Annotated in this window: 29 protein-coding genes and 1 pseudogene; 16 read left to right on the forward strand and 14 right to left on the reverse strand. The window is 69.7% G+C overall.

From position 1 onward, the window contains the following. Nucleotides 1-121: 121 nt before the first annotated feature. Complete coding sequence (locus ACZ5VQ_RS06355; RefSeq protein ID WP_200395928.1) at nt 122-1,090, reverse strand: diacylglycerol/lipid kinase family protein; 969 nt, start codon at nt 1,088-1,090, stop codon at nt 122-124. Between the two features lie 135 nt (nt 1,091-1,225). Here ACZ5VQ_RS06355 and ACZ5VQ_RS06360 point away from each other — a divergent pair, with 135 nt between their 5' ends. Then, entirely contained in the window at nt 1,226-1,675 is a 450-nt protein-coding gene (locus tag ACZ5VQ_RS06360; RefSeq protein WP_469103906.1) for a hypothetical protein, read from the forward strand. Between the two features lie 207 nt (nt 1,676-1,882). Here the strand turns inward: ACZ5VQ_RS06360 and ACZ5VQ_RS06365 are convergent, their stop codons facing one another. From ACZ5VQ_RS06365 to ACZ5VQ_RS06375, 3 genes are all read right to left on the reverse strand, one after another. Continuing rightward, nucleotides 1,883-3,010 carry an RNA polymerase sigma factor SigF gene (locus tag ACZ5VQ_RS06365; RefSeq protein WP_469103907.1) on the reverse strand — a complete coding sequence of 376 codons (1,128 nt, stop codon included), beginning with the start codon at nt 3,008-3,010 and terminating at the stop codon, nt 1,883-1,885. A gap of 17 nt (nt 3,011-3,027) precedes the next feature. Then, nucleotides 3,028-3,441: an ATP-binding protein gene (locus tag ACZ5VQ_RS06370; RefSeq protein WP_055512819.1), complete on the reverse strand. Its 414-nt coding sequence runs from the start codon at nt 3,439-3,441 to the stop codon at nt 3,028-3,030. A gap of 251 nt (nt 3,442-3,692) precedes the next feature. After that, nucleotides 3,693-3,953 carry a UBP-type zinc finger domain-containing protein gene (locus ACZ5VQ_RS06375; protein ID WP_469103908.1) on the reverse strand — a complete coding sequence of 87 codons (261 nt, stop codon included), beginning with the start codon at nt 3,951-3,953 and terminating at the stop codon, nt 3,693-3,695. Nucleotides 3,954-4,014: 61 nt separating this feature from the next. Between ACZ5VQ_RS06375 and ACZ5VQ_RS06380 the strand changes: the two genes are divergently transcribed. Continuing rightward, on the forward strand, nt 4,015-5,610 hold the full coding sequence (locus tag ACZ5VQ_RS06380) for a Na+/H+ antiporter (RefSeq protein ID WP_469103909.1): 1,596 nt from the start codon (nt 4,015-4,017) through the stop codon (nt 5,608-5,610). 12 nt (nt 5,611-5,622) lie between these two features. On the opposite strand, the gene ACZ5VQ_RS06385 is transcribed toward ACZ5VQ_RS06380, so the two are convergent. The 3 genes from ACZ5VQ_RS06385 to ACZ5VQ_RS06395 form a co-directional block, all read right to left on the reverse strand. Further along, on the reverse strand, nt 5,623-6,582 hold the full coding sequence (locus ACZ5VQ_RS06385) for a 1-aminocyclopropane-1-carboxylate deaminase/D-cysteine desulfhydrase (RefSeq protein WP_469103910.1): 960 nt from the start codon (nt 6,580-6,582) through the stop codon (nt 5,623-5,625). 49 nt (nt 6,583-6,631) lie between these two features. Next, nucleotides 6,632-7,222 carry an N-acetylmuramoyl-L-alanine amidase gene (locus ACZ5VQ_RS06390; RefSeq protein ID WP_186001135.1) on the reverse strand — a complete coding sequence of 197 codons (591 nt, stop codon included), beginning with the start codon at nt 7,220-7,222 and terminating at the stop codon, nt 6,632-6,634. Nucleotides 7,223-7,356: 134 nt separating this feature from the next. Continuing rightward, entirely contained in the window at nt 7,357-7,590 is a 234-nt protein-coding gene (locus tag ACZ5VQ_RS06395) for a hypothetical protein (protein WP_362087303.1), read from the reverse strand. A gap of 256 nt (nt 7,591-7,846) precedes the next feature. On the opposite strand from ACZ5VQ_RS06395, the gene ACZ5VQ_RS06400 reads away from it, so the two are divergent. The 3 genes from ACZ5VQ_RS06400 to ACZ5VQ_RS06410 all read left to right on the forward strand — a co-directional run bounded on the left by ACZ5VQ_RS06400 (nt 7,847) and on the right by ACZ5VQ_RS06410 (nt 11,644). Continuing rightward, nucleotides 7,847-9,253, forward strand: coding sequence for a family 2B encapsulin nanocompartment shell protein (locus tag ACZ5VQ_RS06400; protein ID WP_362087306.1), 1,407 nt, complete (start codon nt 7,847-7,849; stop codon nt 9,251-9,253). Nucleotides 9,254-9,365: 112 nt separating this feature from the next. After that, entirely contained in the window at nt 9,366-10,496 is a 1,131-nt protein-coding gene (locus ACZ5VQ_RS06405; RefSeq protein WP_469103911.1) for a family 2 encapsulin nanocompartment cargo protein polyprenyl transferase, read from the forward strand. A gap of 524 nt (nt 10,497-11,020) precedes the next feature. Continuing rightward, nucleotides 11,021-11,644 (forward strand): GNAT family N-acetyltransferase, encoded by a 624-nt coding sequence (locus tag ACZ5VQ_RS06410; protein ID WP_469103912.1) that lies wholly within the window; start codon nt 11,021-11,023, stop codon nt 11,642-11,644. Nucleotides 11,645-11,707: 63 nt separating this feature from the next. Here the strand turns inward: ACZ5VQ_RS06410 and ACZ5VQ_RS06415 are convergent, their stop codons facing one another. After that, complete coding sequence (locus ACZ5VQ_RS06415; protein WP_469103913.1) at nt 11,708-12,322, reverse strand: TetR/AcrR family transcriptional regulator; 615 nt, start codon at nt 12,320-12,322, stop codon at nt 11,708-11,710. A 119-nt stretch (nt 12,323-12,441) separates the two neighbouring features. Between ACZ5VQ_RS06415 and ACZ5VQ_RS06420 the strand changes: the two genes are divergently transcribed. From ACZ5VQ_RS06420 to ACZ5VQ_RS06435, 4 genes are all read left to right on the forward strand, one after another. Then, complete coding sequence (locus ACZ5VQ_RS06420; protein WP_469103914.1) at nt 12,442-13,026, forward strand: dihydrofolate reductase family protein; 585 nt, start codon at nt 12,442-12,444, stop codon at nt 13,024-13,026. A gap of 60 nt (nt 13,027-13,086) precedes the next feature. Beyond that, the gene (locus ACZ5VQ_RS06425; protein WP_469103915.1) at nt 13,087-13,356 is read left to right on the forward strand and encodes a hypothetical protein; all 270 of its coding nucleotides are present in this window, start codon (nt 13,087-13,089) and stop codon (nt 13,354-13,356) included. Nucleotides 13,357-13,482: 126 nt separating this feature from the next. Continuing rightward, nucleotides 13,483-13,896 carry a YciI family protein gene (locus tag ACZ5VQ_RS06430; RefSeq protein ID WP_469103916.1) on the forward strand — a complete coding sequence of 138 codons (414 nt, stop codon included), beginning with the start codon at nt 13,483-13,485 and terminating at the stop codon, nt 13,894-13,896. Then, nucleotides 13,893-15,143, forward strand: coding sequence for an RNA polymerase sigma factor (locus ACZ5VQ_RS06435; protein ID WP_469103917.1), 1,251 nt, complete (start codon nt 13,893-13,895; stop codon nt 15,141-15,143). Before ACZ5VQ_RS06430 ends, ACZ5VQ_RS06435 begins: the two co-directional genes overlap by 4 nt. An 82-nt stretch (nt 15,144-15,225) precedes the next feature. Here the strand turns inward: ACZ5VQ_RS06435 and ACZ5VQ_RS06440 are convergent, their stop codons facing one another. Next, a complete protein-coding gene (locus tag ACZ5VQ_RS06440) occupies nt 15,226-15,639 on the reverse strand; it encodes a helix-turn-helix transcriptional regulator (protein WP_469103918.1) in 414 nt (137 codons plus the stop codon). Nucleotides 15,640-15,738: 99 nt separating this feature from the next. Next, entirely contained in the window at nt 15,739-16,134 is a 396-nt protein-coding gene (sodN, locus tag ACZ5VQ_RS06445; RefSeq protein ID WP_007491258.1) for a superoxide dismutase, Ni, read from the reverse strand. Nucleotides 16,135-16,279: 145 nt separating this feature from the next. On the opposite strand from sodN, the gene sodX reads away from it, so the two are divergent. Further along, nucleotides 16,280-16,714 carry a nickel-type superoxide dismutase maturation protease gene (sodX, locus tag ACZ5VQ_RS06450; protein ID WP_362087334.1) on the forward strand — a complete coding sequence of 145 codons (435 nt, stop codon included), beginning with the start codon at nt 16,280-16,282 and terminating at the stop codon, nt 16,712-16,714. Here the strand turns inward: sodX and ACZ5VQ_RS06455 are convergent. Further along, nucleotides 16,618-17,247, reverse strand: a complete 630-nt coding sequence (locus ACZ5VQ_RS06455) for a CGNR zinc finger domain-containing protein (RefSeq protein WP_055618041.1) — start codon at nt 17,245-17,247, stop codon at nt 16,618-16,620. The two genes, sodX and ACZ5VQ_RS06455, sit on opposite strands and share 97 nt — an antisense overlap. A 98-nt stretch (nt 17,248-17,345) precedes the next feature. Between ACZ5VQ_RS06455 and ACZ5VQ_RS06460 the strand changes: the two genes are divergently transcribed. Together ACZ5VQ_RS06460 and ACZ5VQ_RS06465 are read left to right on the forward strand one after the other, a co-directional pair. Next, complete coding sequence (locus ACZ5VQ_RS06460) at nt 17,346-18,104, forward strand: class I SAM-dependent methyltransferase (protein ID WP_469103919.1); 759 nt, start codon at nt 17,346-17,348, stop codon at nt 18,102-18,104. Then, a pseudogene (locus tag ACZ5VQ_RS06465) lies at nt 18,088-18,233 on the forward strand (cobyrinate a,c-diamide synthase); the annotation flags it as partial. The gene ACZ5VQ_RS06460 and the pseudogene ACZ5VQ_RS06465, both read left to right, overlap by 17 nt. 172 nt (nt 18,234-18,405) lie before the next feature. Here ACZ5VQ_RS06465 and ACZ5VQ_RS06470 read toward each other — a convergent pair. The 3 genes from ACZ5VQ_RS06470 to ACZ5VQ_RS06480 are packed head-to-tail and all read right to left on the reverse strand — an operon-like array spanning nt 18,406 to nt 21,146. Further along, nucleotides 18,406-19,158, reverse strand: a complete 753-nt coding sequence (locus ACZ5VQ_RS06470) for an amino acid ABC transporter ATP-binding protein (RefSeq protein ID WP_200401519.1) — start codon at nt 19,156-19,158, stop codon at nt 18,406-18,408. Nucleotides 19,159-19,205: 47 nt separating this feature from the next. Then, complete coding sequence (locus ACZ5VQ_RS06475; protein WP_359719496.1) at nt 19,206-20,150, reverse strand: amino acid ABC transporter permease; 945 nt, start codon at nt 20,148-20,150, stop codon at nt 19,206-19,208. A gap of 33 nt (nt 20,151-20,183) precedes the next feature. Continuing rightward, nucleotides 20,184-21,146, reverse strand: a complete 963-nt coding sequence (locus ACZ5VQ_RS06480; RefSeq protein WP_398888232.1) for an ABC transporter substrate-binding protein — start codon at nt 21,144-21,146, stop codon at nt 20,184-20,186. A 670-nt stretch (nt 21,147-21,816) separates the two neighbouring features. On the opposite strand from ACZ5VQ_RS06480, the gene ACZ5VQ_RS06485 reads away from it, so the two are divergent. The 4 genes from ACZ5VQ_RS06485 (at nt 21,817) to ACZ5VQ_RS06500 (ending at nt 25,214) form a co-directional block, all read left to right on the forward strand. Beyond that, nucleotides 21,817-23,040, forward strand: coding sequence for an NAD(P)-dependent malic enzyme (locus tag ACZ5VQ_RS06485; RefSeq protein WP_469103920.1), 1,224 nt, complete (start codon nt 21,817-21,819; stop codon nt 23,038-23,040). Nucleotides 23,041-23,359: 319 nt separating this feature from the next. Continuing rightward, on the forward strand, nt 23,360-24,325 hold the full coding sequence (locus ACZ5VQ_RS06490; RefSeq protein WP_362086417.1) for a zinc-binding dehydrogenase: 966 nt from the start codon (nt 23,360-23,362) through the stop codon (nt 24,323-24,325). Nucleotides 24,326-24,414: 89 nt separating this feature from the next. Next, the gene (locus ACZ5VQ_RS06495) at nt 24,415-24,624 is read left to right on the forward strand and encodes a helix-turn-helix domain-containing protein (protein ID WP_010984411.1); all 210 of its coding nucleotides are present in this window, start codon (nt 24,415-24,417) and stop codon (nt 24,622-24,624) included. Continuing rightward, on the forward strand, nt 24,624-25,214 hold the full coding sequence (locus tag ACZ5VQ_RS06500) for a Clp protease N-terminal domain-containing protein (protein ID WP_469103921.1): 591 nt from the start codon (nt 24,624-24,626) through the stop codon (nt 25,212-25,214). The genes ACZ5VQ_RS06495 and ACZ5VQ_RS06500 overlap by 1 nt, the downstream gene beginning before the upstream one ends. Nucleotides 25,215-25,534: the final 320 nt, after the last annotated feature.

Raw genomic sequence — 25,534 nt, forward strand, 5'->3', positions numbered from 1 at the left:
GGATACAACCCCTACCGGAAAGTTTTTTTTGATTCCTCGGTGTCGACTAGGTCACAGCCGTACTTCCATGGGGTGGATCCTGGCCTAAACGTTCGAGTGGAAGGACTTTAGCCCGTTCCGCTCACACAATCACACGCAGTGCACGACGAACGCCTGTGAACGTCACGCTCGTACGCAGTCCGAGGTGGTCGCCGTCCATCTGGAGGGGGAGTGGGACCTTCGAATGCAAGGTGAAGTCGGTCAGGTCGTGCAGGGACACCGCATGCTTCCCATGGGGTCCGCGCTCGGGGGACGAAGTGAGCAACTGGGTGCCATACCGGGCAACCGCGGTCGTCGACATGCGGCTGAGACCGAGTACGTCGAGCCCGGTATCGAACGAGGCCTTAGGTGACGCGTACACCGGGCGATTGCCCAGATACGTCCACGGAGAGGTGTTGCAGACTATCGACAGCACCAAATCGGTCACCGGGTCCGCGTCCGGCCGCTCCAGTGTGATCGTGCCGTGGCGGCGGTGGGTCTCCCCGAAGAACTGGCGCATCGCCTGGCGCAGGTAGAGGGAGTGCGTGGAACGCTTGCCGCGCTCGCGGTGCTGTTCGACGCGGCCGACCACGCCGGCGTCGAAGCCGAGGCCGGCGTTGAAGGTGAACCAGCGGGCTGGGACGCCTTCGTCCTCACTGCCCGGGGTGCCCGCGGCGAGGCCGAGGCCGACCGTGCGCTGCCGCCCCTCGCGCAACGCGTCGAGGAGGGCGCCGGTGGCCTCCACGGGCTCGTTCGGCAGGCCGAGGGCGCGCGCGAAGACATTCGTGGAGCCGCCGGGGACGACGGCGAGGCCGGGCAGCCGGTCGGGGTCGGGGCCACCGTGCAGCAGACCGTTCACGACCTCGTTGACCGTGCCGTCGCCGCCGAGGGCCACGACCAGTTCTATGTCCTTGCTCTCCGCGGCCTGCCGGCCGAGGTCCCTGGCGTGCCCGCGGTACTCGGTGGTGACCGCTTCGAGCTTCATCTCGCTCGCCAACGCGTGGATCAAGACGTCACGCGTGCGTGCGCTTGTGGTGGTTGCTGCCGGATTGACCACGAGAAGTGCACGCATGCGATGCAGCGTACCTACCGCGTGGTACTCGGCCCATACCGAGGTGAGGATCAGGTGTGAGGGGGAGCACACGGCCGGTTCCCCGGGGTGCCCCGGGGCCGTTGGCGGGTACGGGGCGAGGGCTACTCTTCAGGGGTGAGTTCTGAGCAGAAATCGACCCCGGACACCTCCGACGCCGAACCCCGTCCCACGCGGCTGACCGTCGCGGCGGCGCTCGCCGCACTGGAGGGGCTCGCTCTTGTGGTCGGCGGCGGCTACATGCTTGTGAGGGGTCTCACGGGGCACCCGGACGACCGCAGCCAGGCCGTCACGGGAGGCGTGACGCTGATCGTGCTCGCGCTGCTTCCGCTGCTGGCCGCGCGCGGGCTGTTGCTGCGGCGCGGGTGGAGCCGGGGGCCGGCGATCATCACGCAGATCATGGCGCTGCCCGTCGCGTACAACCTGCTTCAGGCCGACAGTCTCGCCATTCCCGGGGGGATCGCCCTGGCGGTGGTGGCTGTTGCGGCGCTGGTGCTCATCGTGAATCCGGAGACGACCAGGGCCCTGGGGATCACCGGGCCCGGTGGGGTACGGGAGCCGAAGTAGCGCGGGGTGTGCTGGTGACCCGGGTGCGCTGAGGGCGTACTGCCGGGGTGTGCTGAGGCGTACTGAGTGTGCGGGCCCGCTGTGGCTGATCGCGCGGTTCCCCGCGCCCCTTAAAAGCGATGCGCACCCCTGCCTCTGGGGAAGCGCTGCTGTCCGCGCTGCCGAAACGCTTGAGTGCCCGCGCCCCTGCCTCAGGGGCGCGGCCTGTTACTCCTCCACCAGGAGCTTCTCCCGCAGCTGGGCCAGGGTGCGGGCCAGCAGGCGGGAGACGTGCATCTGGGAGATGCCCACCTCCTGGGCGATCTGGGACTGGGTCATGTTGGCGAAGAAGCGAAGGAGCAGGATCCGCTTCTCGCGCGGCGGGAGGTCCTCAAGGAGAGGCTTGAGGGACTCGCGGTACTCGACGCCCTCCAGGGCCTCGTCGTACGCGCCCAGGGTGTCCGCGACCGCCGGGGACTCGTCGTCCGTGTCGGGGACGTCCAGGGACAGCGTGGAGTACGCGTTGGCCGACTCCAGGCCCTCCAGGACCTCCTCCTCCGAGATGCCCAACTTCTCGGCCAGCTCATGGACCGTGGGCGAGCGGCCGTGCCGCTGCGAGAGCTCCGCGGTCGCCGTGGTGAGAGCCAGCCGCAACTCCTGCAGCCGACGCGGCACACGCACCGCCCAGCCCTTGTCGCGGAAGTGCCGCTTGATCTCGCCGACCACCGTCGGAGTCGCGTACGTCGAGAACTCGACGCCGCGCTCCGGGTCGAAACGGTCCACCGACTTGATCAGACCGATGGTCGCGACCTGCGTGAGGTCGTCCAGCGGCTCACCGCGGTTGCGGAAACGGCGCGCGAGGTGCTCCACGAGCGGCAGATGCATCCGGACCAGCCGGTTGCGCAGCTCCGCGTACTCCGGGCTGCTGGGGTCCAGCTTGCGCAGCTCGATGAACCTGGCCCGCGCCCCACTGCGGTCGTGGGGGTCGTGCTGCGTACCCGACGCGCCGCTGTCGGCATTTCGTTCGTGCTCGTGCTGCTCGCTCATGATCCCGCCCGTCACCCGCCGCCGCCCTTCCGAGGACGTTCCCCCAGACTCCGTCCGGGGGGACTCCCACTGCGCGGCAACGTCTGGATCCTGTCGCCCGTCACTGTCGGAGAGCGCCTCCCGCCCGTCCTTGTCGACCGGCTCTTCCCGCTGAGGTGCTTCGGCCGCCGAGGAGGCGTCGTCCTCCGGATGCGGCCGGGCCTGCTGCTCGGGGATGCCGTCGACACCTTCCGCCAGACGCCGAGGCCCGGTCGGGCCGTCCTCGCCCTTGCCGGGAAGTTCCCGTGTGCCGCGCTCTTCGTCCCGCACCGGCCCGTCCCCGTTCCTCACGCCGGCCCGGGTCCCGCGCCGCGCTGTTTGTAGAGGCTGATCGAAACGGTTTTGTCGTCGGCCACCGAGGAGGACACCTTGCCGGCGAGGGCCGACAGCACGGTCCAGGCGAAGGTGTCCCGCGCGGGGGCATGGCCATCGGTGGTCGGGGCCGAGACGGTCACCTCGAGCGAGTCGTCGATCAGGCGGAAGACACAGCTGAGCACGGAGCCCGGCACCGCCTGTTGCAACAGGATCGCGCATGCCTCGTCCACGGCGATGCGCAAGTCCTCGATCTCGTCGAGGGTGAAGTCCAAACGCGCCGCGAGGCCGGCTGTGGCCGTGCGCAGCACCGACAGGTAGGCACCCGCAGCCGGCAGCCGGACTTCCACGAAGTCCTGGGTCGCGGGCTCGCCTGCGATCTGGGACACCCTCACCTCCAAGGTGGTACAAGCTCTTTCGGGGGCCGAGGGTCGCCCCCCGGGGTAACGCGCAACGTGGTTCAGCGGTGACGCTATCGCGCTCTCAGGTTTCCTGTCCCCGGGACCCCAACCCCTTGCTGTCACTCATAGTAAACCTATGGATACGCACAGTGGCTAGGGGTCTGCGGGCCCAATTGGGAAGAGCGCGCGCCGGGTTGACGTACCCAACGGTCAGAGGGTCGAACCGTCCGGATCCCTCGTCACACGAGTACGTGGTCGACGAAGCACCAGCGCCAGTTCTCTCCGGGCTCGAACGTGCGCATGATCGGGTGTCCCGTCTTCTTGAAGTGCTCCGTCGCGTGCCGCAGCGGCGACGAGTCGCAGCAGCCCACGTATCCGCAGATGAGACACAGTCGCAACTGCACGGGGTGCGAGCCGGCCGCCAGACACTCCAGGCAGGTCTCGCTCAGCGGCTCGGGTTCTGGATGCGGCAGCGCGTCGGCGTGCGTGCACTGTTTCATGATTGCCAGATTACGTCGGGCGTGCGGGAATCCGCGCCGAAACGAAGGTGGGCCGAAGCTGATGCATGTGATGCCCCTCCTCCTGCTGGTCGCGGGCAGCGCCGTGATCGCCGGCGCGGCCCGCCGCACCCCGGTGCCCGCGCCGCTGCTGCTGGTCACCGCGGGTCTGCTCGTCTCGTACCTGCCCGGGGTCCCTGAGTACACCCTCGACCCCGACGTGGTGCTCCCGCTCGTGCTGCCCCCGCTGCTCTACACGGCGGCCACGGACAGCTCGTACCTCGATCTGCGGGCGCAACTCAGGCCGGTCGCGCTGCTGTCGGTCGGGTACGTGCTCTTCGCGACGCTTGTCGTCGGCTGGGCCGCCTACATGATCGTGCCGGACCTGTCGCTGACGGCGGCGCTGGTGCTCGGGGCGGTCGTGGCGCCGCCGGACGCGGTGGCGGCCACGGCGGTGGCGCGCCGGGTCGGGCTGCCCTCCAGGGTCACCACGATTCTGCAGGGCGAGTCCCTGGTGAACGACGCGACCGCGATCACCGCCTACAGAGTGGCGATCGCCGCCGCCGTCGGCGAGGGCGCGACCTGGGCGGGCGGCATCGGCGAGTTCCTGCTCGCGGCGATCGGCGGTGTCGGGATCGGAGTCGTCCTGATGGTGCCGCTCCACTGGCTGCGTACGCACCTGAAGGAGGCGCTGCTCCAGAACTCCCTGTCGCTGCTGATCCCGTTCTTCGCGTACGCGGTCGCCGAGCAGGTGCACGCCTCCGGAGTGCTCGCCGTGGTCGTCGTCGCGCTCTACCTGGGGCACCGCAACTGGGAGGTCGACTTCGCGACCCGCCTCCAGGAGGAGGCGGTGTGGAAGATGGTCGCTTTCATCCTGGAGTCGGCGGTCTTCGCGCTGATCGGCCTGCAGCTCCCGATCGTCCTCAAGGGCCTCGACGAGTACGAGGGAGTGAGTGCCGTCTGGTACGCGGTGGCCGTCTTCCTGGTCGTCGTAGTGTCCCGCTTCGTGTGGGTGTATCCCGCGACCTTCCTGCCGCGCATCCTGTCCAAGCGGATCCGGGAACGGGAGGACAACCCCACCTGGAAGGCGCCCTTCATCATCAGCTGGGCCGGGATGAGAGGCGTGGTCTCGCTCGCCATCGCCTTCTCGATCCCGCTCACCGCGGAGGGCGGGGAGGACTTCCCGGGCCGCAACCTGATCCTCTTCCTGACCTTCACGACGGTGATCGGCACGCTGGTCGTGCAGGGGCTGACACTGCCCCCGCTGGTCCGTGCGCTGAAGCTGCCCGAGCGGGACCGGCAGGCCGAGACGCTCGCGGAGGCGAACGCCCAGGCGCAGGCGTCCCGGACCGCGGAGCGCCGCCTGGACGAACTCCTCGACGACGAGCGCAACACGCTGCCACCGCCGCTCGCCGACCGGCTCCGCTCGGTCCTGGAGCGTCGCCGCAACGCCGTGTGGGAGCGGCTCGGCACGGTGAACCCCGTGACCGGGGAGACCGCCGATGACACGTACCGGCGGCTGTCGCGCGAAATGATCGCCGCCGAGCGGGAGATGTTCGTGAGACTCCGGGACGGCCGCTACATCGACGACGAGATGCTCCGGACGCTGCTGCGACGCCTGGACCTGGAGGAGGCGGCGGCGTTCCGCGAGGCGGCGTAGGGCCTGGACGGCCTAGACCTGGTCGGCGGCCCGGGGGTGGGGGCTGCCGGTGACGACGGCCGCGATCGTCGTCCCGCGCGGGAACGCGCCTTCCTCGGTGAGGGCGACAAGTCCGTACAGCAACTTGGCGACATAGAGACGCTCCACGGGCAGCTCGTGGCGCTGCTCGAAGTCGGCGGCGAACGCTTCGAGTTCGGGTGGTGTGCGGGCGTAACCGCCGAAGTGGAAGCGGTCGTCGAGCGACCAGTCACCGCGCGGGCCGCCGAAGGCCTCGGCCTGGAGCGTACGTATCTCCGCGTCGAGGAAGCCGCCCTTGAGGACGGGTATGCCGAGGGCGCGCCCGCCCGGGCCGAGGCCGGCGGCCAGGCCCGCGAAGGTGCCGCCCGTGCCGCAGGCGACCGCGGCCACGTCGATACCGCCGTGGTCGCGCAGCTCCTCGCCGAGGGCCCGGCAGCCCTGAACGGCAAGGGAGTTGCTGCCGCCCTCCGGGATCACGTACGCGTCCTTGGCGGCGCACGCGCGGAGGAGGGCGGCCAGCGTCTTCGGCTCGCTCTTGCGGCGGTACGTCGATCTGTCGACGAAGTGGAACCGCATGCCGTCGGCCGCGCACTGGGCCAGGGACGGGTTGAGCGGGCGGTCGGCGAGCTCCTGGCCGCGGACCACGCCGACGGTGGGCAGGCCCAGGAGGCGGCCCGCGGCGGCGGTGGCCCGCAGATGGTTCGAGTACGCGCCGCCGAAGGTGAGGACCGTGCGGCCCGCCGCCGCGCGCAGGTTCGGGGCCAGCTTGCGCCACTTGTTGCCGACCAGCTCCGGGTGGATCAGATCGTCCCGCTTGAGCAGCAGCCGTACACCGCGCCGGGCGAACCGCTCGTCCACGGCCTCCCGCACCGGGGACGGCAGCCGGGGCCGCAGGGCGCCCGGACCGAGCGCTTCGGGGGTCTCGGGGCTGATCACCCGCCCATTGTCGGACACGCGTCCGAGCGGGGCACGGGCGCGGCGGCACGGGCCCGCCACGAGAGCGCTACTTCAGTCGTTCGTGGATGCGATCCCGCATGGCCGCCATCGTGAAGCCGCGAGGGTCGATCTTGCCCGGCTGCCATTCGAGGTGGCCGATGACCGAGCGTGCCGTCCAGCCGTGGTGGCGGCAGACCGCTGCCGCGGCGCGCTCGATGGCGTCGAGCTGGGCTTCGGGCCAGGGGTCCTCGCCGTCGCCGAGGTTCTCGCACTCGAAGCCGTAGAAGTGGCGGTTGCCGTCGGTGTTCGCCTCGTTGTCCGGCGGGAGGGCCTTCTCCGCGATGACCGCGCGCAGGACGTCGTCGTCGCCCAGGCCCGCGTGGTTCGAGCGGCCGTAGCCGACGAGGTGGACTCTGCCGTCCTTGGTGATGACACCGTGGCACAGCGGGCCGGGCAGGCCGCTGTAGCCGTCACGGCAGATCTCGACCGTGCGCTGACTTCCCGATGTCACCGTGTGGTGGATCATCACGCCGTGGACCGGACCCCACGGACCCTTGTGATTGCGGTTGTGATGCTCCCAGTCGCCGACCTCGACGACGGTGAGCCCTTCCGCCTTGAGCCGGCTCAGAAAGCTGCCCGCGGACATGGGTGGGGCCATGACCGCCTCCTTACAGGCCGCGACGGCCACCCGGCGCGGCCGTCTCGTACCGCAGCTTGTACCCGGATCTCCCCGGTCGGGACCACTTCTTCGCACGGCGTGCGAGCCGATCCGGTCAGCGGTACGGGCGGACCTCAGGCGCGCAGAAAGCCGTCCCCGTGCGTCGCGATGTGGCTCTCCACGGCCTGGAGAGCCTCCTGCGTGGCCTGCGGAGAGCCGCTGCCGCGCCGCTCCGCGAGGTAGGCCGCACCCAGGTTCTTCAGAAGATCGCCGCCCGCCCGCTGGGCCTGGACGTCATCGAGCTTCTGCTTGCCCTGCGTGAGGCCGCGCTGTGCTTGTTCCTTGGCGCGGTCCAGGAAGCCTGCCATTGCCGTCTCCTCGTCGTTCGTCTCGTCGTTCGTCCGTTTTGCCGGTTCAACGGGCGGCCCGATCTTGAAGTTCCCGTTCGGGAAGATCCACGTCGCCGGGCCGGCCGGTCGCCAGGGACTGTCGGCCCGGGCGGGGGTCCTCCGTTATGCCCGGCTTTCGAAGATCCATTCCCGCTCTTTCGTGTAATAGCACCGGCACGGTCCGTGATGGAAGTGTTCTCTGCGCAGCTCATTGCACGATGGGGAGGGCAATTTCATGTCGGTAGGCGAAGAGATCCGCGCGGACCAGGATCAGCCGCAGAAGAGTCTCGGCACATCCGCGGCGCGGAACCTGGCCACCACCACCAAGTCCGCACCACAGATGCAGGAGATCAGCTCACGATGGCTGCTGCGCATGCTGCCGTGGGTGAACGTGCAGGGCGGCACATACCGCGTGAACCGCAGGCTCAGCTATTCGGTGGGCGACGGTCGCGTGACGTTCGTGAAGACGGGTGACCGCGTCCAGGTCATCCCCGCGGAGCTCGGCGAACTGCCGGCACTGCGCACCTACGAGGACCCGGAGGTGCTCGCCGAGCTCGCGCAGCGCTGCCAGCAGCGGGAGTTCGACCCGGGCGACGTCCTCGCCTCCTTCGGCAGCCAGGCCGACGAGGTCTTCCTGCTCGCCCACGGCAAGGTCGAGAAGATCGGCACAGGTCCGTACGGGGACGACGCGGTTCTCGGCGTCCTGGCCGACGGCGCCTACTTCGGCGAGCAGGCGATCACCGACCCGGAGGCCATCTGGGAGTACACGGCCCGCGCGGTCACGGCCTGCACGGTCCTCGCGCTGCCCCGCCAGGACCTCGACCAGATCGCCGAGCGCTCCGAGTCCCTGCGCGAGCACCTCCAACAGCTGCGCGCGATTCCCACGCAGCGCGCCAACAACTACGGCGAGAAGGAGATCGACCTCGCCGCCGGCCACACCGGAGAGCCGGCCATCCCGGGGACGTACGTCGACTACGACGCGGCACCGCGCGAGTACGAACTGAGCGTCGCCCAGACCGTGTTGCGCATCCACACGCGCGTGGCCGACCTCTACAACCAGCCGATGAACCAGACCGAGCAGCAGTTGCGGCTCACGGTCGAGGCGTTGAAGGAGCGCCAGGAGCACGAGCTCATCAACAACCGGGAGTTCGGGCTGCTCAACAACTGCGAGTACGACCAGCGGCTGCAGCCGCACGACGGCGTACCCAGCCCGGACGACCTGGACGAACTGCTCACCAGGCGGCGTGGCACCAGGCTGCTGCTCGCCCACCCGCGCGCGATCTCCGCGTTCGGCCGGGAGCTCAACAAGCGGGGGCTCGTCCCGGAGACCATCGACATGGGCGGCAACCGCATTCCCACCTGGCGCGGTGTGCCGATGTTCCCGTGCAACAAGATCCCGGTCACCGAGGCCCGTACGACCTCGATCATCGCCATGCGTACGGGCGAGGCCGACCAGGGTGTCATCGGGCTCCAGCAGGCCGGCATCCCGGACGAGATCGAGCCGAGCCTGTCCGTGCGGTTCATGGGCATCAGCGAGCAGGCGATCATGTCGTACCTCGTGACGACGTACTACTCGGCCGCGGTCCTGGTGCCCGACGCGCTCGGGGTCCTGGAGAACGTCGAGATCGGCCGCTGGAGGTGACGTCCCGTACGGCGCGCGCCGTGTCCCCGACCGCCGGTGCGGGCGGACCGAAGGGGTACGCGCCCGTCGCCGGCGGAACCGCCACCGTCCGCGCACTCCGTGAGGCGGATCCATGGGTGAGCTCATGACGGAGACGCAGCAGAGCCCGTTGCCGGCCGTGGAAGGACCGGAAGCGCGGGGCGAACCGGTGCCGGGTGGCGTGCCTGGCGGGCGGCGGGGTTCGCCCGACGGGCAGGAGGCCGCCGGGATCCTGGAGCGGTCCCGGGCGTCGGTCGACCCCGAACTGCGCCGGGCCGTCGAGTCGTTGCCCGGCCCGTTGCGCCGGATCGCGCTCTACCACTTCGGGTGGGAGCACGCGGACGGCAGCCCGGCGGCGGGGAACTCGGGCAAGGCGATCCGGCCCGCGCTCGTGCTGGCCGCGGTCCGGGCACTCGGCGGACAGCAGGAGACGGCCCTATGGGCGGCCGCCGCGGTGGAGCTGGTGCACAACTTCACCCTGCTGCACGACGACGTGATGGACCGGGACACCACCCGCAGGCACCGGCCCACCGCGTGGGCGGTGTTCGGGGACGCCGACGCGGTCCTCGCCGGGGACTCCCTGCAGGCGCTGGCCCACCAGTTGCTCGCCGAGGATCCGCATCCGGCGTCCTCGGCGGCGGCCGCGCGGCTCGCGAGCTGTGTCGTCGAACTGTGCGCGGGCCAGCACACGGACACCGCACTGGAGCGTCGCGGTCCCGACGACGTCACGCTCGACGAGGTGCTCGCCATGGCCGAGGCCAAGACGGGCGCGCTGCTCGGCTGCGCGTGCGCGCTCGGGGCGTTGTACGCGGGGGCCGGAGAGGAGGACGTCGATGCCCTCGACGCGTTCGGGCGGGAGGCCGGACTCGCCTTCCAGCTCATCGACGACGTGATCGGCATCTGGGGGGACCCGAGCCGCACCGGCAAGCCGGCCGGGGCGGACCTGATGGCCCGCAAGAAATCCCTCCCCGTGGTCGCCGCGCTCACCTCCGGCACACCGGCCGCGGCCGAACTGGCCGAGCTGTACCGGGTTCCGTACCGCGACGGCGATCTGGAGCGTACGGTCCTCGCCGTCGAGCGGGCGGGCGGGCGTGACTGGGCCCAGGTCCAGGCCGCCGACCGGATGGCCAGGTCCCTGCAGCACCTGTCCCGGGCCGTCCCCGATCCGGAGGCGGCGGGAGGGCTTCTGTCACTGGCGGAGTTCGTGACACGGCGGAGCGTGTGAGTTGGGGCCGCTGATGGGAGCGACGGGAGTGGCGGAGCGATGGGAGCGGCGGGTGAGGTGATTGAGGCGGGTGCGACAAGTGAAGGGTGATCGAAGGGCGGCGCATATGTAGAGATCAGGTGGCCGATGCCGTGCGGTGCCCGCGGGGACGCGGCAGCCGAAGCCGTACGGCGTCGGGGCGGGGGCGGGGGCAGAGGAGGGACGGGGGACAGGGGGGCATTCCCAGCTCGGCCCACTTCCAGTCCGGCCCGCCTCCACACCGACCGTCTCCAACTCGCTTCCATCCTTACTTCACTTCTGTCACTCCACCCTGAGCGGTACGGCGTTCGTCGGCCGTAATGGGTACGAGACTCCGGGGCCTTCTTCGCCGCGCGGTGCCTGACAACGCGGTGAGGTGGAGGGGTTCCGGTTCCGGCGGGCCCCGCGCATCCCCACGGTGTGCGGGGCCCGTCGCCTTCTGCCGGAGTGATCGCTAGGCTGCAACGGCCGAGTGGGCATGGGCAGTTGAGCCAAAGGGGCGGGCTATGGGCGTGGCGATCCGAAGAGCGGGCGAGGACGATCGGGAGGCCGTGACACGGCTGCTCGACGAGGCCTTTCAGAACGACCCGGTGAGCAGCTGGATCTTTCCCGACGCGGAACACCGGCGGCGGAAGCATCCGCTGCTGATGGGGGCCTTCGTCGACGGCGTGCTCGCCGAGGGGTACGTGGACGTCACGGAGGACGGTTCGGCCTGCGCGCTGTGGCTTTCGATGCCCGCGGGGCCCGCCGAGGAGGACGACGAGGACGGGCCTGCCCAACTGCGCGAGGACGTCGATCCCGAGAACGAACGGGTCGAGCTGATAGGCCGGTTGACCGCCGGGATCCACCCGGAGGGGCAGGCCCACGAGTACCTGTGGATGATCGCCGTCGCGCCGGGCCGGCAGGGGGAGGGGCTCGGGTCGGCGCTTGTCCAGCACGTGCTGGACCGGTGTGACGGTGAAGGTGTGGCCGCGTATCTGGAGGCGAGCAGTGCGCGCAGCCGGGGGCTCTATGAGCGGCTCGGCTTCGAATTCACGGGGAGCGCGCTCGAGCTTCCGGACGGGCCGCCGATGTGGCCCATGTGGCGTGAACCGCTGAGCGAATCGCTTGGCGGGGAAGCCGGTTCGTAGTCCGCGGGCCGGTGGGGGCCGGCCGCGCAGTTCCCCGCGCCCCTGACGGGGCGCCCCGTCAGCTCAGCCGTCGGACAGGCCCTGGTCGCCCCCGTCCGGCACGATCGTCGCGACGATCCGTTCGACCAGACCGTCCGGGACGGTCACTCCCGGCAGTACGTCCTCCAGGACGCCCGGCAGGGTCAGGTGTTCCAGGATCAGGCCGAGCATGGCGAGATACAGCACCGTGACCGTCTCGTCGCCGCCGGGGAGGCCCGCCCCGCGGTGGAACTCCATGCCGAATTCGAGGTCGGCGCGGATCGTCTTCGTGTAGGAGGCGCGGAGTTCGGGGCGGCGGGTGGCCTCCAGGCGCATCTCCAGCAGGGCCAGATAGCCCGTGCGGTCCCGTTGGGCGCGGGCCATGAGGTCGTGCATGAACGCCGTGACCAGGGCGCGGTCCTTGGGGGCCTTCATGAGTTCGGCCAGGACCTCGGGGTCCGGGGCGAGGCGTTCGTGGAGGCGGGCGTCGATCTGGCGGAGCAGGTCGTCGCGGCCGCCGAAGTAGTTCGAGGCCGTGCCCACCGGCACCCCGGCCTCACCGTCCACCGCGCGGAACGTCAGCCCGCGTGCCCCCTCGCGCGCCAGCACCTCCACACCGGCGTCTACCAGGGCGGCCCTGCGCTCCGGATTGCTCGCCATGCGGAATCCCCTCTCCTACTTGAGTCCCGTACGGGAGATCCTCGGAAATCCCCTTGCAACCACTACAGGTGAAGCACTATGAATGGAGTGGTTCACGCATCCTACGGAAAGAGACCGGCTTGCGAAAGCTCACGTATTTCATCGCCTGCTCGATCGACGGCTTCATCGGCGACCCGAGCGGCGACGCACAGATGATGATGGAGATGGTCGACGAGGAGTTCTTCGACTTCCTCAGGACCGAATACCCGGAGACGCTGCCGACCCACGGCCGTCGGGCGACGGGCACGGACCACCTGGCGAACAAGAAGTACGACACGATCATCCAAGGCCGCGCCAGCTACGACCTGGCGCTGGAGCTCGGCGTCACCAGCCCGTACGCCCATATGCGGGAGTACGTCGCCTCGCGCAGCCTGAAGGAGTCGCCCGACCCGCACGTCGAGATCATCTCCGACGACCTGGTCGGCAAGGTCCGCGAGCTCAAGGCGGAGGACGGCGACCTCGGTATCTACCTGTGCGGCGGCTCGCGGATCGCGGGCGAGCTGGTCGACGAGATCGACGAGCTCATCGTCAAGACGTACCCGATCGTGCTCGGCTCCGGCATGCCGATGTTCGGCTCCGGGTTCGCCATCGGCGAGTTCACGCTCGGCGAGTTGCGCACGTTCAAGAACGGAGCGGTCGTGCGGACGTACAGCAGGAAGCGCTGATTCCGGGTTGGGTTCGTCGCCCGCCTGTCGGGGCGCGCCCTCCCGCAATACCCTGGGGACATGACCAGCGATGAGTATGTCTGTCCGGTCTGCAAGCAGGCCGTGGACACGGTCGTGCGTCGGCACAAGACCCTCGGGGTCTTCGTGCCCCTGTGGGGCGCAGGCCCCTGCCGGAACCCCCAGTGCGCGGAGCACGAGGAGGGGGAGGCCGAGAGGGCCGAGGCGGAGCCCGAGCGCGTCCTGGCGAGCGAGCCCGGGCCGCCCGAGGCACCCCAGGTGGCCGCTGGTCAGACACCTGCGGACCAGCCGTCCGTGGAGCGGGATTCCTGAGTGCGGCGGCCCGCGAGAAAACGCGGGAAGGTTTTTTTCGCGCTCTTGTAGAGAACCGCGGCCCGGCTCCGACGTCCCCTGTGAGAGCCGCCCGGTGCGGGCGGCCCGAACCGAAGGAGCGGACTCATGAAGTACCTCGTGATGATCCAGGGCACGCAGGCCGACTACGAGGCGCAGAGCGGCAAGGGCTCCGCCGACGGGCCCGTCTGGACCGAGCAGGACATTCAGACCATGTACGCGCACATGGGCGCGCTCAACAACGACCTCGCCGAGACCGGGGAGATCGTCGACGCCAACGGTCTGTCGGAGCCCGCGAAGGCCCGGTTCGTCGAGCGGGGCCCGGACGGGAAGCCCGTGATCACCGACGGGCCGTACAGCGAGACGAAGGAAGTGCTCGCCGGGTACTGGGTCCTGGACTGCGCCAGCCTGGAACGGGTCACGGAGATCGCTGCCCGGGTGCTCGAATGCCCCGTCCCCGAGGGCACCAAGCAGTACCCGTTGGTCATCCGCCCGATCCCCGACGGCAGCGGGGACGTGTGAGCCGTCCCCCGAGACGCCCGTCGGGACGTACGACCGAGGTCGAGGACCTGCTGCGCCGCCACGCGCCGCAGGTCCTCGGCGCGCTCGTGCGCCGGTACGGACACTTCGACGCCGCCGAGGACGCCGTACAGGAAGCGCTCCTCGCGGCGGCCGGGCAGTGGCCCGAGGCCGGGGTGCCCGAGAATCCGCGCGGCTGGCTGATCAAGGTCGCCTCGCGGCGGCTCACGGACGTGCTGCGGAGTGAGGAGGCGCGTCGGCTGCGCGAGGAGCGGGCGGCGGCGCTCACCCCGCGCGACGCGTTCACGGCGCCGCCGCCCGGCGCCGACCGTGCGCCGTCCGAGGACGACACCCTCACCCTGCTCTTTCTCTGCTGCCACCCCGATCTGACCCAGCCCGCGCGGATCGCGCTCACGCTGCGGGCGGTCGGCGGTCTGACGACGGCCGAGATCGCCCGTGCGCATCTGATGCCCGAGGCGAGCATGGCGCAGCGGATCAGCCGGGCCAAGCAGAAGGTGAAGGGCACCGGCTTCGGCCGCCCCGAGAACTGGGAGGAGCGGCTGCCGGCGGTCCTGCACGTCCTGTACCTCATCTTCAACGAGGGGTACACGGCCACGTCCGGTGCTGCGCTCCAGCGGGCCGAACTCGCGGGCGAGGCCATCCGGTTGACCCGTACGGTGCACGCGCTGCTGCCCGGCCACTGCGAGGTGGCGGGTCTGCTGGCGCTCATGCTCCTCACCGACGCCCGCCGTGCCGCGCGCACCGGGCCGCAGGGCGAGCTGGTGCCGCTCGACGAGCAGGACCGCGCGCTGTGGGACAAGACGGCGATCGACGAGGGTGTGGCCCTCGTGACGCAGGCGCTGGTCCAACCGCAGTTGGGCCCCTACCAGTTGAGGGCCGCGATCGCCGCCGTCCACGACGAGGCGGCCTCGCCCGACGACACCGACTGGCGAGAGATCCTCGGCCTCTACGACATCCTCGTCGGCATGGTCCCCGGCCCCATGGAACGCCTCAACCGCACGGTGGCCGTCGCGATGGTCCACGGCCCCGAGGCCGGTCTCACCGAACTCGCCTCCCTGGAAGGGGAGCTGTCGACGGGCCATCGCCTCGACGCGGTCCGCGCCCACCTCCTGGAACGGGCCGGCGACACCGAGGCCGCCCGCACCGCCTACGAGTCGGCCGCCGCCAAGACCCTCAGCCGCCCGGAACAGCGCTACCTCCGGGCACGCGCGGCCCGCCTGGCGACCTGAAGCCCGCCGCTGCCTTCAGGACGCCCCGGCGCGCAGAGGCCCCGGCTCCCAGGACGCCCCGGCCGGCAGGGCACTCCGGCCCTCAGGACGGGGGCTCGGACGCCCGGACGCGTGTGGGCCTTGTGTACATCTTCGCCACGCAGGCCGGGATCGCCGCCCCCGCGTTGTGCGGGCGGGCCCGGTACGCGCTCGGCGACTCGCCCACCAGCTCGGTGAAGCGGGAGCTGAACGACCCCAGTGACGTACACCCGACCGCGATACAGACCTCCGTCACCGTCAGATCCCCGCGCCGCAGCAGCGCCTTCGCGCGCTCGATGCGGCGCGTCATGAGATAGCTGTACGGGGTCTCGCCGAAGGCCGCCCGGAAGCTGCGCTGGAAGTGGCCCGCCGACATCAGCGCCGTACGCGCGAGCGCGGGCACGTCCAGCGGCTCGGCATACTCACGGTCCATCCGGTCGCGTGCCTTGCGCAGCCGGACCAGATCTTCCGTGTTCATGCCCCTCAGCATGCCACGGCCCACCGACAGAGCAACGAGGAAGGGGCCCGGCCAAGGTGCTGGCCGGGCCCCTCCACCGCGAAAACGGAAGGCGTTGGGTCACGCCTTCTTGGTCTCCCAGAAGATCTTGTCGATCTGGGCGATGTAGTCCAGCGCCTTCTGGCCCGTGGCCGGGTCGGTCGAACCCTTGGCGGCCGAGAGGGCCTTGAGGGCGTCGTTGACCAGCTGGTGCAGCTCCGGGTACTTCTCGAAGTGCGGGGGCTTGAAGTAGTCGCTCCAGAGCACCGAGACGTGGTGCTTGGCGAGCTCGGCGCGCTGCTCCTTGATGACGGTGGCGCGAGCCTGGAAGTGCGGGTCGTCGTTGGCGGCCATCTTCTCCTGCACGGCCTTCACCGACTCCGCCTCGATGCGGGCCTGGGCCGGGTCGTACACACCGCAGGGCAGGTCGCAGTGTGCGCTGACCTTGACCTTGGGGGCAAACAGGCGGGAGAGCATTGAGCTGTCCTTCCTCGTGATCGTCTTCTCAGGTGGGACATTACTCCGTGAGGGACTGGTTTTCGCGAGTGCCCCCATGGGCTTAGGACAAAAGTCCAGGGTGAGACTGGGACTCGTGGAGGATAGGACCGGGGAGGTGCCGGTGATGCCGGAGCTGTCGCAGGAGACCGAGCGTGGAAGGGCCGTCCTGCCCTTCGGTACGGCCGAGGTGACGGGGCCGTCCATGGTGCCCACACTGCAGCACGGGGACCTCCTCGTCGTGCAGTACGGGGCCCGGATCAGGCCCGGTGACGTGGTCGTACTGCGTCATCCGTTCCAGCAGGACCTGCTGGTCGTCAAGCGCGCGGCCGAGCGGCGCGAGGGAGGCTGGTGGGTGCTCGGCGACAACGCGTACGCGGGTGGGGACAGTACCGACTACGGGACCGTGCCCGAGGAGCTCGTCCTCGGGAAGGTCCGGTTCCGGTACCGGCCGCGGAAGAAGGGTCAGCGCTCGCCGTTCGCGGTCGCGCGCTGGGTGCTGTCGGCCGCCAGGCCGGTGCTCTCCGACCGGTCCGCCTCCAGGCGTTTGCGGGCCCGGTAGGCGGCGACGTTCGCCCGGGTCGCGCAGCGGTCCGAGCAGTAGCGCCGGGAGCGGTTCGTCGAGGTGTCGAGGTAGGCGTTGCGGCACGGCGCTGCCTCGCACAGGCCCAGGCGGTCCACACCGTACTCGGTGAGGTGGAAGGCCAGGCCCATCGCGGCGGTCGCGGCGTACCCCGCGGTCGCGTTCGACGGGTGGTCCGCCAGGTGCATGTGCCACAGCGGGCGGCCGTCGTCGTCCCGGAAGTCGTGGCCGGAGATCTGCGGGCTCACCGGGAACTCCAGGAGCAGTGAGTTCAACAGGTCCACGGCGAGGGTCTCGTCACCGCCGTCGGCCGCCTCGAAGACCGCGCGCAGCCGGGCCCGTACGCCGCGGAAGCGCGTCACGTCAGCGTCCGTGGCGCGGCGGGCCGCCGACGAGTTGCCGCCGAAGAGGTCGCGGACGGCCTCGACCGAGGTGAGCGCGTCCTTGCCCCGGGCCGGTTCCTCGCTGTTGACGAGTCGTACGGCGTAATCCGAGTAATAGGCCAGTTCCACTTGTAGTCCTTACGGAGGCACTCTATCGTCGTGGTGCGGACAGGTAATGGCTAATTGCACTTCCAGGGTATTACATGCTGGAGGGGAGAGGGGTATCCATGACGACCGACATCGGAGCCGACTGGGCTGCCTGGCAGGAGAGCTGGGACCGGCAGCAGGAGTGGTACATGCCGGACCGCGAGGAGCGCTTCCGGGTCATGCTCGACATGGTCGAGGCCCTCGTGGGTCCCGAGCCGCGCGTCCTGGACCTCGCGTGCGGTACGGGAAGTATCACGGCCCGCCTCTTCGAAAGGTTCCCGAAGGCCGTCAGCACCGGCGTCGACCTCGACCCCGCGCTCTTGACCATCGCCCGGGGCACCTTCGAGGGCGACGACCGGGTCACCTTCGTCACGGCCGACCTCAAGGACCCCGACTGGCCGTCGAAGCTGCCGTACGACTCGTACGACGCCGTCCTCACGGCCACCGCTCTCCACTGGCTGCACAGGGAACCCCTCGCGGTCCTCTACGGTCGCGTCGCGGAACTCGTCCGTGACGGTGGGGTGTTCATGAACGCGGACCACATGATCGACGAGACGACTCCGCGGATCAATGCGGCGGATCGCGCCCAGCGGCATGCCCGTATGGACGAGGCCAAGGCCGCCGGTGTCCTCGACTGGGCCGACTGGTGGCAGCTCGCCGGCCAGGATCCCGTCCTCGCCGAGCCCACGGTTCGTCGCTTCGAGATCTACGGCGAGCATGCGGAGGGTGATACGCCGTCCGTCGAGTGGCACGCGCGCGTGCTGCGCGAAAAGGGCTTCGCGGAGGCGCGTGCGGTCTGGCGCGCCCCGTCGGACGCATTGGTCCTGGCCCTCAAGTAGCGCCATTTCCTCGCCCCCGCCGCCCCTACCCGTCCCATCCCTGGGGGCTCCGCCCCCAGACCCCCGCATCGGCCTGAACGGCCTCGTCCTCAAACGCCGGACGGGCTGAAGGCGAGCGCCGGACGGGCTGAAAAGTCGGGGCGCAGCCCCGCAGTTCAGGGGCGCGGGGAACTGCGCGACTGGCCTCCACCGGCCCGCAGGCGTCAAACCGGCCTGGCGTCGGCCACACGACCGCGGCACGCGAAGGGGCGGTACGGATGATCCGTACCGCCCCTTCGAACGCCTGCCGAACCGCCGGAGGCTAAAGCACCTTCGACAGGAACGACTGCGTCCGTTCCTGCTGGGGGTTCGTCAGCACGTCGCGTGGGTTGCCGGACTCGACCACCACGCCCTCGTCCATGAAGACCAGCGAGTCGCCGACCTCACGGGCGAAGCCCATCTCGTGGGTGACGACGATCATCGTCATTCCGGACTCGGCGAGGTCGCGCATGACGTCGAGGACGTCGCCGACGAGCTCCGGGTCGAGGGCCGAGGTCGGCTCGTCGAACAGCATCAGCTTCGGGTCCATGGCGAGGGCCCGGGCGATGGCGACCCGCTGCTGCTGGCCACCGGAGAGCTGCGAGGGGTAGTTGCCCGCCTTGTCGGCGAGACCGACCCGCTCCAGGAGCTGCGCCGCACGCTCCCGCGCCTGCGCCTTGCTCACGCCCTTGACCTGGATCGGCGCCTCCATGACGTTCTCCGTCGCCGTCATGTGCGGGAACAGGTTGAAGCGCTGGAACACCATGCCGATGTCCCGCCGCTTCAGCGCGACCTCGCTGTCCTTGAGCTCGTACAGCTTGTCGCCCTTCTGGCGGTAGCCGACCAGCTCCCCGTCCACGTACAGGCGCCCGGCGTTGACCTTCTCCAGGTGGTTGATGCACCGCAGGAACGTCGACTTGCCGGAGCCGGAGGGACCGATGAGGCAGAAGACCTCGCTGGGCTTCACCTCAAGGTCGATGCCCTTGAGGACCTCGACGGGGCCGAACGACTTGTGGACGCCTTCGGCCTTCACCATGGGCGCACCGGAGCCCGCCGCGGTCGCGCTCTTCGTCATGTCGGTGCTCATGCGTTGGCCCCTCCCCCCGAGCGGTTGGACAGTGACAGCATGTTCGCCTTGATCTTCTGGAACGGTGTGGCCGGGAGCGAACGGCTCGAACCGCGGGCGTAGTACCGCTCGATGTAGTACTGCCCGACGCTGAGCACCGAGGTCAGGACCAGGTACCAGGCGGCGGCCAGGAAGTACATCTCCACCGGTGCGCCCGAGGACTGACCGATGTCCTGGGCGTACCGGAACAGTTCGGCGAACTGGACCACCGACACCAGCGAGGTCGTCTTCAGCATGTTGATGACCTCGTTGCCCGTGGGGGGCACGATCACGCGCATGGCCTGCGGGATCACGATCCGCCGCAGGGTCTTGCTGTGGCTCATGCCCAGGGCGTGCGAGGCCTCGGTCTGGCCCTCGTCGACCGACAGGAGACCCGCGCGGCAGATCTCCGCCATGTACGCGGCCTCGTTCAGGCCGAGTCCCAGGAGCGCCGTCAGCAGCGGCGTCATGAAGCTCGACCAGTAGTCCTTGTAGATCGGACCGAGGTTGATGTACTCGAAGACCAGGCCCAGGTTGAACCAGACGACGAGCTGCACCAGGACCGGGGTGCCGCGGAAGAACCAGATGTAGAACCACGCGATCGACGAGGTCACCGGGTTCCTCGACAGGCGCATCACCGCGAGGAGGATGCCGCCCGCGATGCCGATCACCATCGAGAGGACGGTGAGGAGCATCGTCTGGCCGACGCCCTTGAGGATCCGGTCGTCGAGGAAGTAGTCCGGTACGGCGCCCCAGTTGATCTTGCCCTGGGCGAACGCGTAGATGATCGAGACGAAGATCGCGATCGCGATGACGGCCGAGACGTACCGCCCGTAGTGACGGACCGGAATGGCCTTGATGGCCTCCGGTCCGCCCGGGGGAGTGTCCTGGGGGCCGGCCGTCTTGTCGATGTCAACAGTCACGGATGTTGCCTTTCAGTGCCGCTGGGAACGCGGTCACTTGCCGCCGTTGAGGGTGGCTTCCTTGACGGCGCCGGCCTCGACGCCCCACTTCGCGATGATCTTGTCGTACTCGCCGTTCTTGATGATCGCGTCGAGCGCGGCCTTCAGGGCGTCCCGCAGCTCGGTGTTCGACTTGGCGATCGCGATGCCGTACGGAGCGGCCTCGACCTGCTCGCCGACGACCTCGAAGTCCTTGCCGCCACCGGAGGTCTTCGCCGCGTACGCCGCGACGGGGAAGTCCGAGGAACCGGCGTCGGCGCCGCCGGCGCGCAGCCGGGTCTGGGCCTGCTGGTCGTTGTCGAAGGCCTCGATGGAGAGCTTCTTGCCGGCCGGGCACTTCTTGGCCTGGGCCTTGGCCAGGTCGTTCGAGACGGTGTTGCGCTGCACCACGATCTTCTTGCCGCAGAGGTCGTCCCAGGTCTTGATGCCCTGGTCGTCACCCTGCTTGGTGTAGATCGAGACGCCCGCGGTGAAGTAGTCGAGGAAGTCGACGCCCTCGCCGACCTTCTTGCCGGTGTCGGCGTCGATGCCCTCCTGGCGGTCCTTGGTGTCCGTCATCGCCGACATCGCGATGTCGTACCGCTTGGAGCGCAGGCCGGTGAGCAGGGTGTCGAACGTGCCGTTCTCGAACTCGAACTTCACGCCGAGCTGCTTGCCCATGGCGTCGGCGAGGTCGGGGTCGATGCCCACGGTCTTGCCGGAGTCGTCCTTGAACTCGACGGGTGCGTACGCGATGTCCGAGCCGACCTTGATGACGCCCTTGTCGCGGATGGCCGCGGGCAGCTGGTCGGCGAGCGGGGCGGCGCTGGAGTCAGCGGTCTCCGAGCTGCCGCTGTCCTTGTCCTTGGTCTGGTCACCGCAGCCGGTCAGCAGCAGGGCGCCTGCGACCGCGATCGCACCGACCGCGGCTATCCGGGACTGCGCGGCGGTCGTACGACGGGTGGAGCTTGCGGTCATGGTGGGTTCCTCCGGCGGGTGGGTGGAGTTGCCGATGGGTCGGCAGTAGCCGATGGGTCGACGAGAACACACACCTTCGGGTGTCGCGACCTCGTGTGATTACGGCATCTTGCCATTCGGACTCGCGCCTTCAGGGTGCCCGCCATGTCAAAATCGGATAACGGGTGACCCCCGAACCGGACCGAGCCGGTCCGTCGAAGCCGGATCTTGTGCGGAAAACCCCCCGTCACAGCCGGAAGATCTTCGGCGTACTGGGCGAAACGGGCGACCGCTTCTCCGCATATGCGGCGCTTTGGGGCGCATCGGTGGCTTGTTCGCGAAATGGGCGCGTTCGCCACATTCGACCATGAGTCATGTCACCGGTATGTGACCTTCACTCTCCGGTATCCGGCCGGTAATCGGCCGGCGTCCGGCTCGCCGTCCTCCGGTATGTGACCTTCCGCCGTCGACGTGTGACCTTCGCGTTATGGACTCGTCTGCGATGCGGTCCGTCGGGTAAGAAGGTTCCTTACACCCCTCATCCGGGGCTCAGGGCGCGTGTGCGGCGCGCCCGTCGCGTATGACCCGTACGTACACGTACGTAACCGTCATCTGGGATATACGCGGTGCCCGCCTGCTCCTCACCCGGAGCGGAGACCCTCAACCATTAAGACTTAAGGGGTAAAACAAAGTGGCAGCGGAGATCGTCAATCCTCGCAGCGACAGCAGTACGGATCAGGAAGGCGGGGCCGAGCCCCTCGATTCCTTCGACCCGGCATTCGCGCTGCACCGCGGCGGCAAGATGGCCGTGCAGGCCACGGTGCCCGTCCGTGACAAGGACGACCTGTCCCTGGCGTACACGCCCGGCGTCGCGAAGGTCTGCATGGCCATCGCGGAGCAGCCGGAGCTCGTCCACGACTACACGTGGAAGTCGTCCGTGGTCGCCGTCGTGACCGACGGCACCGCCGTGCTCGGGCTCGGTGACATCGGGCCCGAGGCCTCCCTCCCCGTGATGGAGGGCAAAGCGATCCTGTTCAAGCAGTTCGGCGGGGTCGACGCCGTGCCGATCGCGCTCGACTGCACCGGTGTCGACGAGATCGTCGAGACCGTGGTGCGGCTCGCGCCGTCCTTCGGCGGCGTGAACCTGGAGGACATCTCGGCACCCCGGTGCTTCGAGATCGAGCGGCAGCTGCAGGAGCGGCTCGACATTCCGGTCTTCCACGACGACCAGCACGGCACGGCCGTCGTCACGCTGGCGGCCCTGCGGAACGCCGCGCGGCTGACCGGACGGAGCCTGGGGCAGCTGCGGGCCGTCATCTCGGGCGCGGGTGCGGCCGGGGTCGCCATCGCCAAGTTCCTGCTTGAGGCGGGGCTCGGGGATGTCGCGGTCGCCGACCGCAAGGGCATCGTGTCGACGGACCGGGACGACCTGACGCCGGTCAAGCGGGAACTGGCCGCCATGACCAACAAGGCGGGGCTGTCGGGCTCGCTGGAGTCCGCGCTCGCCGGGGCCGACGTCTTCATCGGCGTTTCCGGCGGTACGGTGCCGGAGCCGGCCGTGGCGTCCATGGCCGAGGGTGCGTTCGTCTTCGCCATGGCGAACCCGAATCCCGAGGTGCATCCCGATGTCGCCCACAAGTACGCGGCGGTCGTCGCCACCGGGCGGTCGGACTACCCGAACCAGATCAACAACGTGCTGGCGTTCCCCGGGATCTTCGCGGGGGCGCTTCAGGTGCGGGCCTCTCGGATCACCGAGGGGATGAAGATCGCCGCTGCGGAGGCGTTGGCTTCTGTCGTCGGGGACGACCTTGCCGCGGACTACGTGATTCCGTCGCCGTTCGACGAGCGGGTCGCTCCCGCTGTCACCGCGGCGGTTGCCGCGGCGGCTCGGGCTGAGGGCGTGGCTCGGCGGTAGGTCTGTTTGTCCGGCTGTGCGGTTCGGGTCCCGTCCTGGTGGGCGGGGCCCGGATTTTTTGTGCGTGGAGATTTTTTACTTTAGGGTTCGGCTGGGTGGGTGAGTGCCGGTTCGGTGGGGCTGGTCGCGCAGTTCCCCGCGCCCCCGAAGACACAGAAGCCGGGGGCGCAGCCCCTCTTTCAGGGGTGCGGGGAACTGCGCGCTCAGCCCTCACCGAACCGCATCCACACATTCGGCCGAAACCCGCCCACCCGGCGGGACACGCGTCACAGGGGGACGTGGTTCCGTCGGGAGGCCGGTGGAGCCTAGGGTCGAGGGCATGTTCGCTGCCTACGCTGCTCGTATTGACCGGGACCAGCCCTTGAACGGCCTTGAGTTGGGGGAGCGGCCCGCTCCCGAGGCTCGGGACGGCTGGACGACCGTGAACGTCAGGGCCGCCTCCCTGAACCACCACGACCTCTGGTCGCTGCGTGGCGTGGGGCTCGCCGAGGACAAGCTGCCGATGATCCTCGGATGCGATGCCGCCGGCGTCGACGAGGACGGCAACGAGGTCGTACTGCACTCCGTCATCGGGCAGACGGGACACGGGGTCGGCCCCAAGGAGCCGCGCTCCATCCTCACCGAGCGGTACCAGGGCACCTTCGCCGAGCAGGTCTCCGTGCCTGCGTGGAACGTCCTGCCCAAGCCCAAGGAGCTCTCCTTCGAAGAGGCGGCCTGTCTGCCCACCGCGTGGCTGACGGCGTACCGCATGCTCTTCACCAACGCCGGTGTACGCCCCGGTGACTCGGTTCTCGTGCAGGGCGCCGGAGGTGGTGTCGCCACCGCCGCGATCGCGCTCGGGAAGGCGGCGGGGCTGCGCGTCTTCGCGACCAGCCGCGACGAGGCCAAGCGCAAGCGGGCACTCGAACTGGGCGCCGTGGAGGCCGTGGAGTCCGGGGCGCGGCTGCCGCAGCGCGTGGACGCCGTCATCGAGACGGTGGGCGCCGCCACCTGGTCCCACTCGGTCAAGTCCCTGAAGCCCGGCGGCACCCTGGTCATCTCGGGTGCCACCAGCGGCGACCGCCCCTCGCACGCCGAACTGACCCGCATCTTCTTCCTCGAACTCAAGGTCGTCGGCTCCACCATGGGCACGAAGGACGAGCTGGAGGACCTGCTGTCCTTCTGTGCCGCCACCGGCGTCCGGCCCGTCATCGACGAGGTCCTTCCGCTGGACCGGGCCCGCGAGGGCTTCGAGCGGATGGAGTCCGGCGAGCTCTTCGGCAAGGTCGTTCTGAACACCCCCTGATGCCGTTCCTGGCCTTGGTGCGGGTCCTGCACATCCTTGGGTGTCAACTAGGGTTGACACCCGAGGGTGTGTCAACCTAAGTTGACATCATGACCGAAGCAACGGATCTCGCCGAGCGTGCGGGCGACCGCGATCCACGGATCGGGCTGCGGGCCGTCTCCGCGTTGCGGCGGCTGCTGGAACAGCTCGAAGCGGTTCAGGTGCGCAGTGCGCGCAATCAGGGTTGGTCGTGGCAGGAGATCGCCGCGGAACTGGGTGTCAGCAGGCAGGCCGTGCACAAGAAGTACGGGAGGCAGTGATGTTCGAACGGTTCACCAAGGACGCCCGGGCGGTGGTGCTCGGCGCGGTCGAGCACGCCGGGCGGCTGCACGCGGAGAGGGTCGAGGAGCAGCACGTACTGCTGGCGCTCCTCGACCGAGAGGCCAGCCGCGCGTCGTTCGCCCTCATGTCACTGGGGCTCGCGGAGCGCAAGGAGTCCGTCGAGCAGGCACTGGCCGATGCGCGGCGTCGCGGCGGGCTCTCCCGCGCCGACGCGGACGCGCTCTCCGGGCTGGGCATCGACGTCTCGGAGATCGTCTCCCGGGTCGAAGAAGCCCATGGCGAGGGCGCGCTGCGGGCCGGCGGCGGGACGGGTACCGGGCGGGGCAGGGGTTGGTGGTCCGGGCTTGTCGGCGGGCATCGCCCCTTCGCGCAGGGGGCCAAGGATCTTCTTACGGAGTCCCTGCGGATGGCTCTCGCCCAGCGGGACCGGTACATCGGCGACGAGCACCTCCTCCTCGCCCTCGCCGCCCGCCCCGGCGTCCCCGCCGAGGTCCTGGCCGACCACGGGGTGACGTACGAGTCGCTGCGGCGGGTGCTGTACGGCGGGGGAGAGGCCAAGGCGGGCTGACGGGGCGTTGTTGGCGGTCCGAGCTTGGTGGGGCCGGCGCCGGAGCCGACCGCGGTGGGCCACCGCCGAACTGGCCGTGGTGCGTCCGGTGCCGAACTGGCCGTGGTGCGTCCGGTGTCGAACTGGCCATGGTAGGTCCGGTGCGGGACGACCATGGTGGGCCCGGCCCGCCCGTCGCAGGAGCCGGTGGTGGTGGGCCCGCCGCCGGAGCCTGCCGGGGGGGGGGGGGGGGGGGGGGGGGGGGGGGGGGGGGGAACGGGGGGGGGGGGGGTGGTGCTCTGGGGGGGGGGGGGACGAAGAGGCAGGGGGTGCGAAGTGCG

The organism is Streptomyces sp. NPDC033178, assembly GCF_055577685.1.

What these genes read in the sequence shown, in the direction of transcription:
- ACZ5VQ_RS06395 (WP_362087303.1), bottom strand. Translation starts at nt 7,590, where the DNA reads ATGGCAGGCTTCCTGGACCGCGCCAAGGAACAAGCACAGCGCGGCCTC.
- ACZ5VQ_RS06430 (WP_469103916.1), top strand. Translation starts at nt 13,483, where the DNA reads ATGAAGTACCTCGTGATGATCCAGGGCACGCAGGCCGACTACGAGGCG.
- ACZ5VQ_RS06495 (WP_010984411.1), top strand. Translation starts at nt 24,415, where the DNA reads ATGACCGAAGCAACGGATCTCGCCGAGCGTGCGGGCGACCGCGATCCA.
- ACZ5VQ_RS06375 (WP_469103908.1), bottom strand. Translation starts at nt 3,953, where the DNA reads ATGAAACAGTGCACGCACGCCGACGCGCTGCCGCATCCAGAACCCGAG.
- ACZ5VQ_RS06480 (WP_398888232.1), bottom strand. Translation starts at nt 21,146, where the DNA reads ATGACCGCAAGCTCCACCCGTCGTACGACCGCCGCGCAGTCCCGGATA.
- ACZ5VQ_RS06415 (WP_469103913.1), bottom strand. Translation starts at nt 12,322, where the DNA reads ATGGCGAGCAATCCGGAGCGCAGGGCCGCCCTGGTAGACGCCGGTGTG.
- ACZ5VQ_RS06440 (WP_469103918.1), bottom strand. Translation starts at nt 15,639, where the DNA reads ATGAACACGGAAGATCTGGTCCGGCTGCGCAAGGCACGCGACCGGATG.
- ACZ5VQ_RS06355 (WP_200395928.1), bottom strand. Translation starts at nt 1,090, where the DNA reads ATGCGTGCACTTCTCGTGGTCAATCCGGCAGCAACCACCACAAGCGCA.
- sodX (WP_362087334.1), top strand. Translation starts at nt 16,280, where the DNA reads ATGCCGGAGCTGTCGCAGGAGACCGAGCGTGGAAGGGCCGTCCTGCCC.
- ACZ5VQ_RS06380 (WP_469103909.1), top strand. Translation starts at nt 4,015, where the DNA reads ATGCATGTGATGCCCCTCCTCCTGCTGGTCGCGGGCAGCGCCGTGATC.
- ACZ5VQ_RS06470 (WP_200401519.1), bottom strand. Translation starts at nt 19,158, where the DNA reads ATGGTGAAGGCCGAAGGCGTCCACAAGTCGTTCGGCCCCGTCGAGGTC.
- ACZ5VQ_RS06490 (WP_362086417.1), top strand. Translation starts at nt 23,360, where the DNA reads ATGTTCGCTGCCTACGCTGCTCGTATTGACCGGGACCAGCCCTTGAAC.
- ACZ5VQ_RS06405 (WP_469103911.1), top strand. Translation starts at nt 9,366, where the DNA reads ATGGGTGAGCTCATGACGGAGACGCAGCAGAGCCCGTTGCCGGCCGTG.
- sodN (WP_007491258.1), bottom strand. Translation starts at nt 16,134, where the DNA reads ATGCTCTCCCGCCTGTTTGCCCCCAAGGTCAAGGTCAGCGCACACTGC.
- ACZ5VQ_RS06425 (WP_469103915.1), top strand. Translation starts at nt 13,087, where the DNA reads ATGACCAGCGATGAGTATGTCTGTCCGGTCTGCAAGCAGGCCGTGGAC.
- ACZ5VQ_RS06390 (WP_186001135.1), bottom strand. Translation starts at nt 7,222, where the DNA reads ATGGCCCCACCCATGTCCGCGGGCAGCTTTCTGAGCCGGCTCAAGGCG.
- ACZ5VQ_RS06500 (WP_469103921.1), top strand. Translation starts at nt 24,624, where the DNA reads ATGTTCGAACGGTTCACCAAGGACGCCCGGGCGGTGGTGCTCGGCGCG.
- ACZ5VQ_RS06410 (WP_469103912.1), top strand. Translation starts at nt 11,021, where the DNA reads ATGGGCGTGGCGATCCGAAGAGCGGGCGAGGACGATCGGGAGGCCGTG.
- ACZ5VQ_RS06460 (WP_469103919.1), top strand. Translation starts at nt 17,346, where the DNA reads ATGACGACCGACATCGGAGCCGACTGGGCTGCCTGGCAGGAGAGCTGG.
- ACZ5VQ_RS06400 (WP_362087306.1), top strand. Translation starts at nt 7,847, where the DNA reads ATGTCGGTAGGCGAAGAGATCCGCGCGGACCAGGATCAGCCGCAGAAG.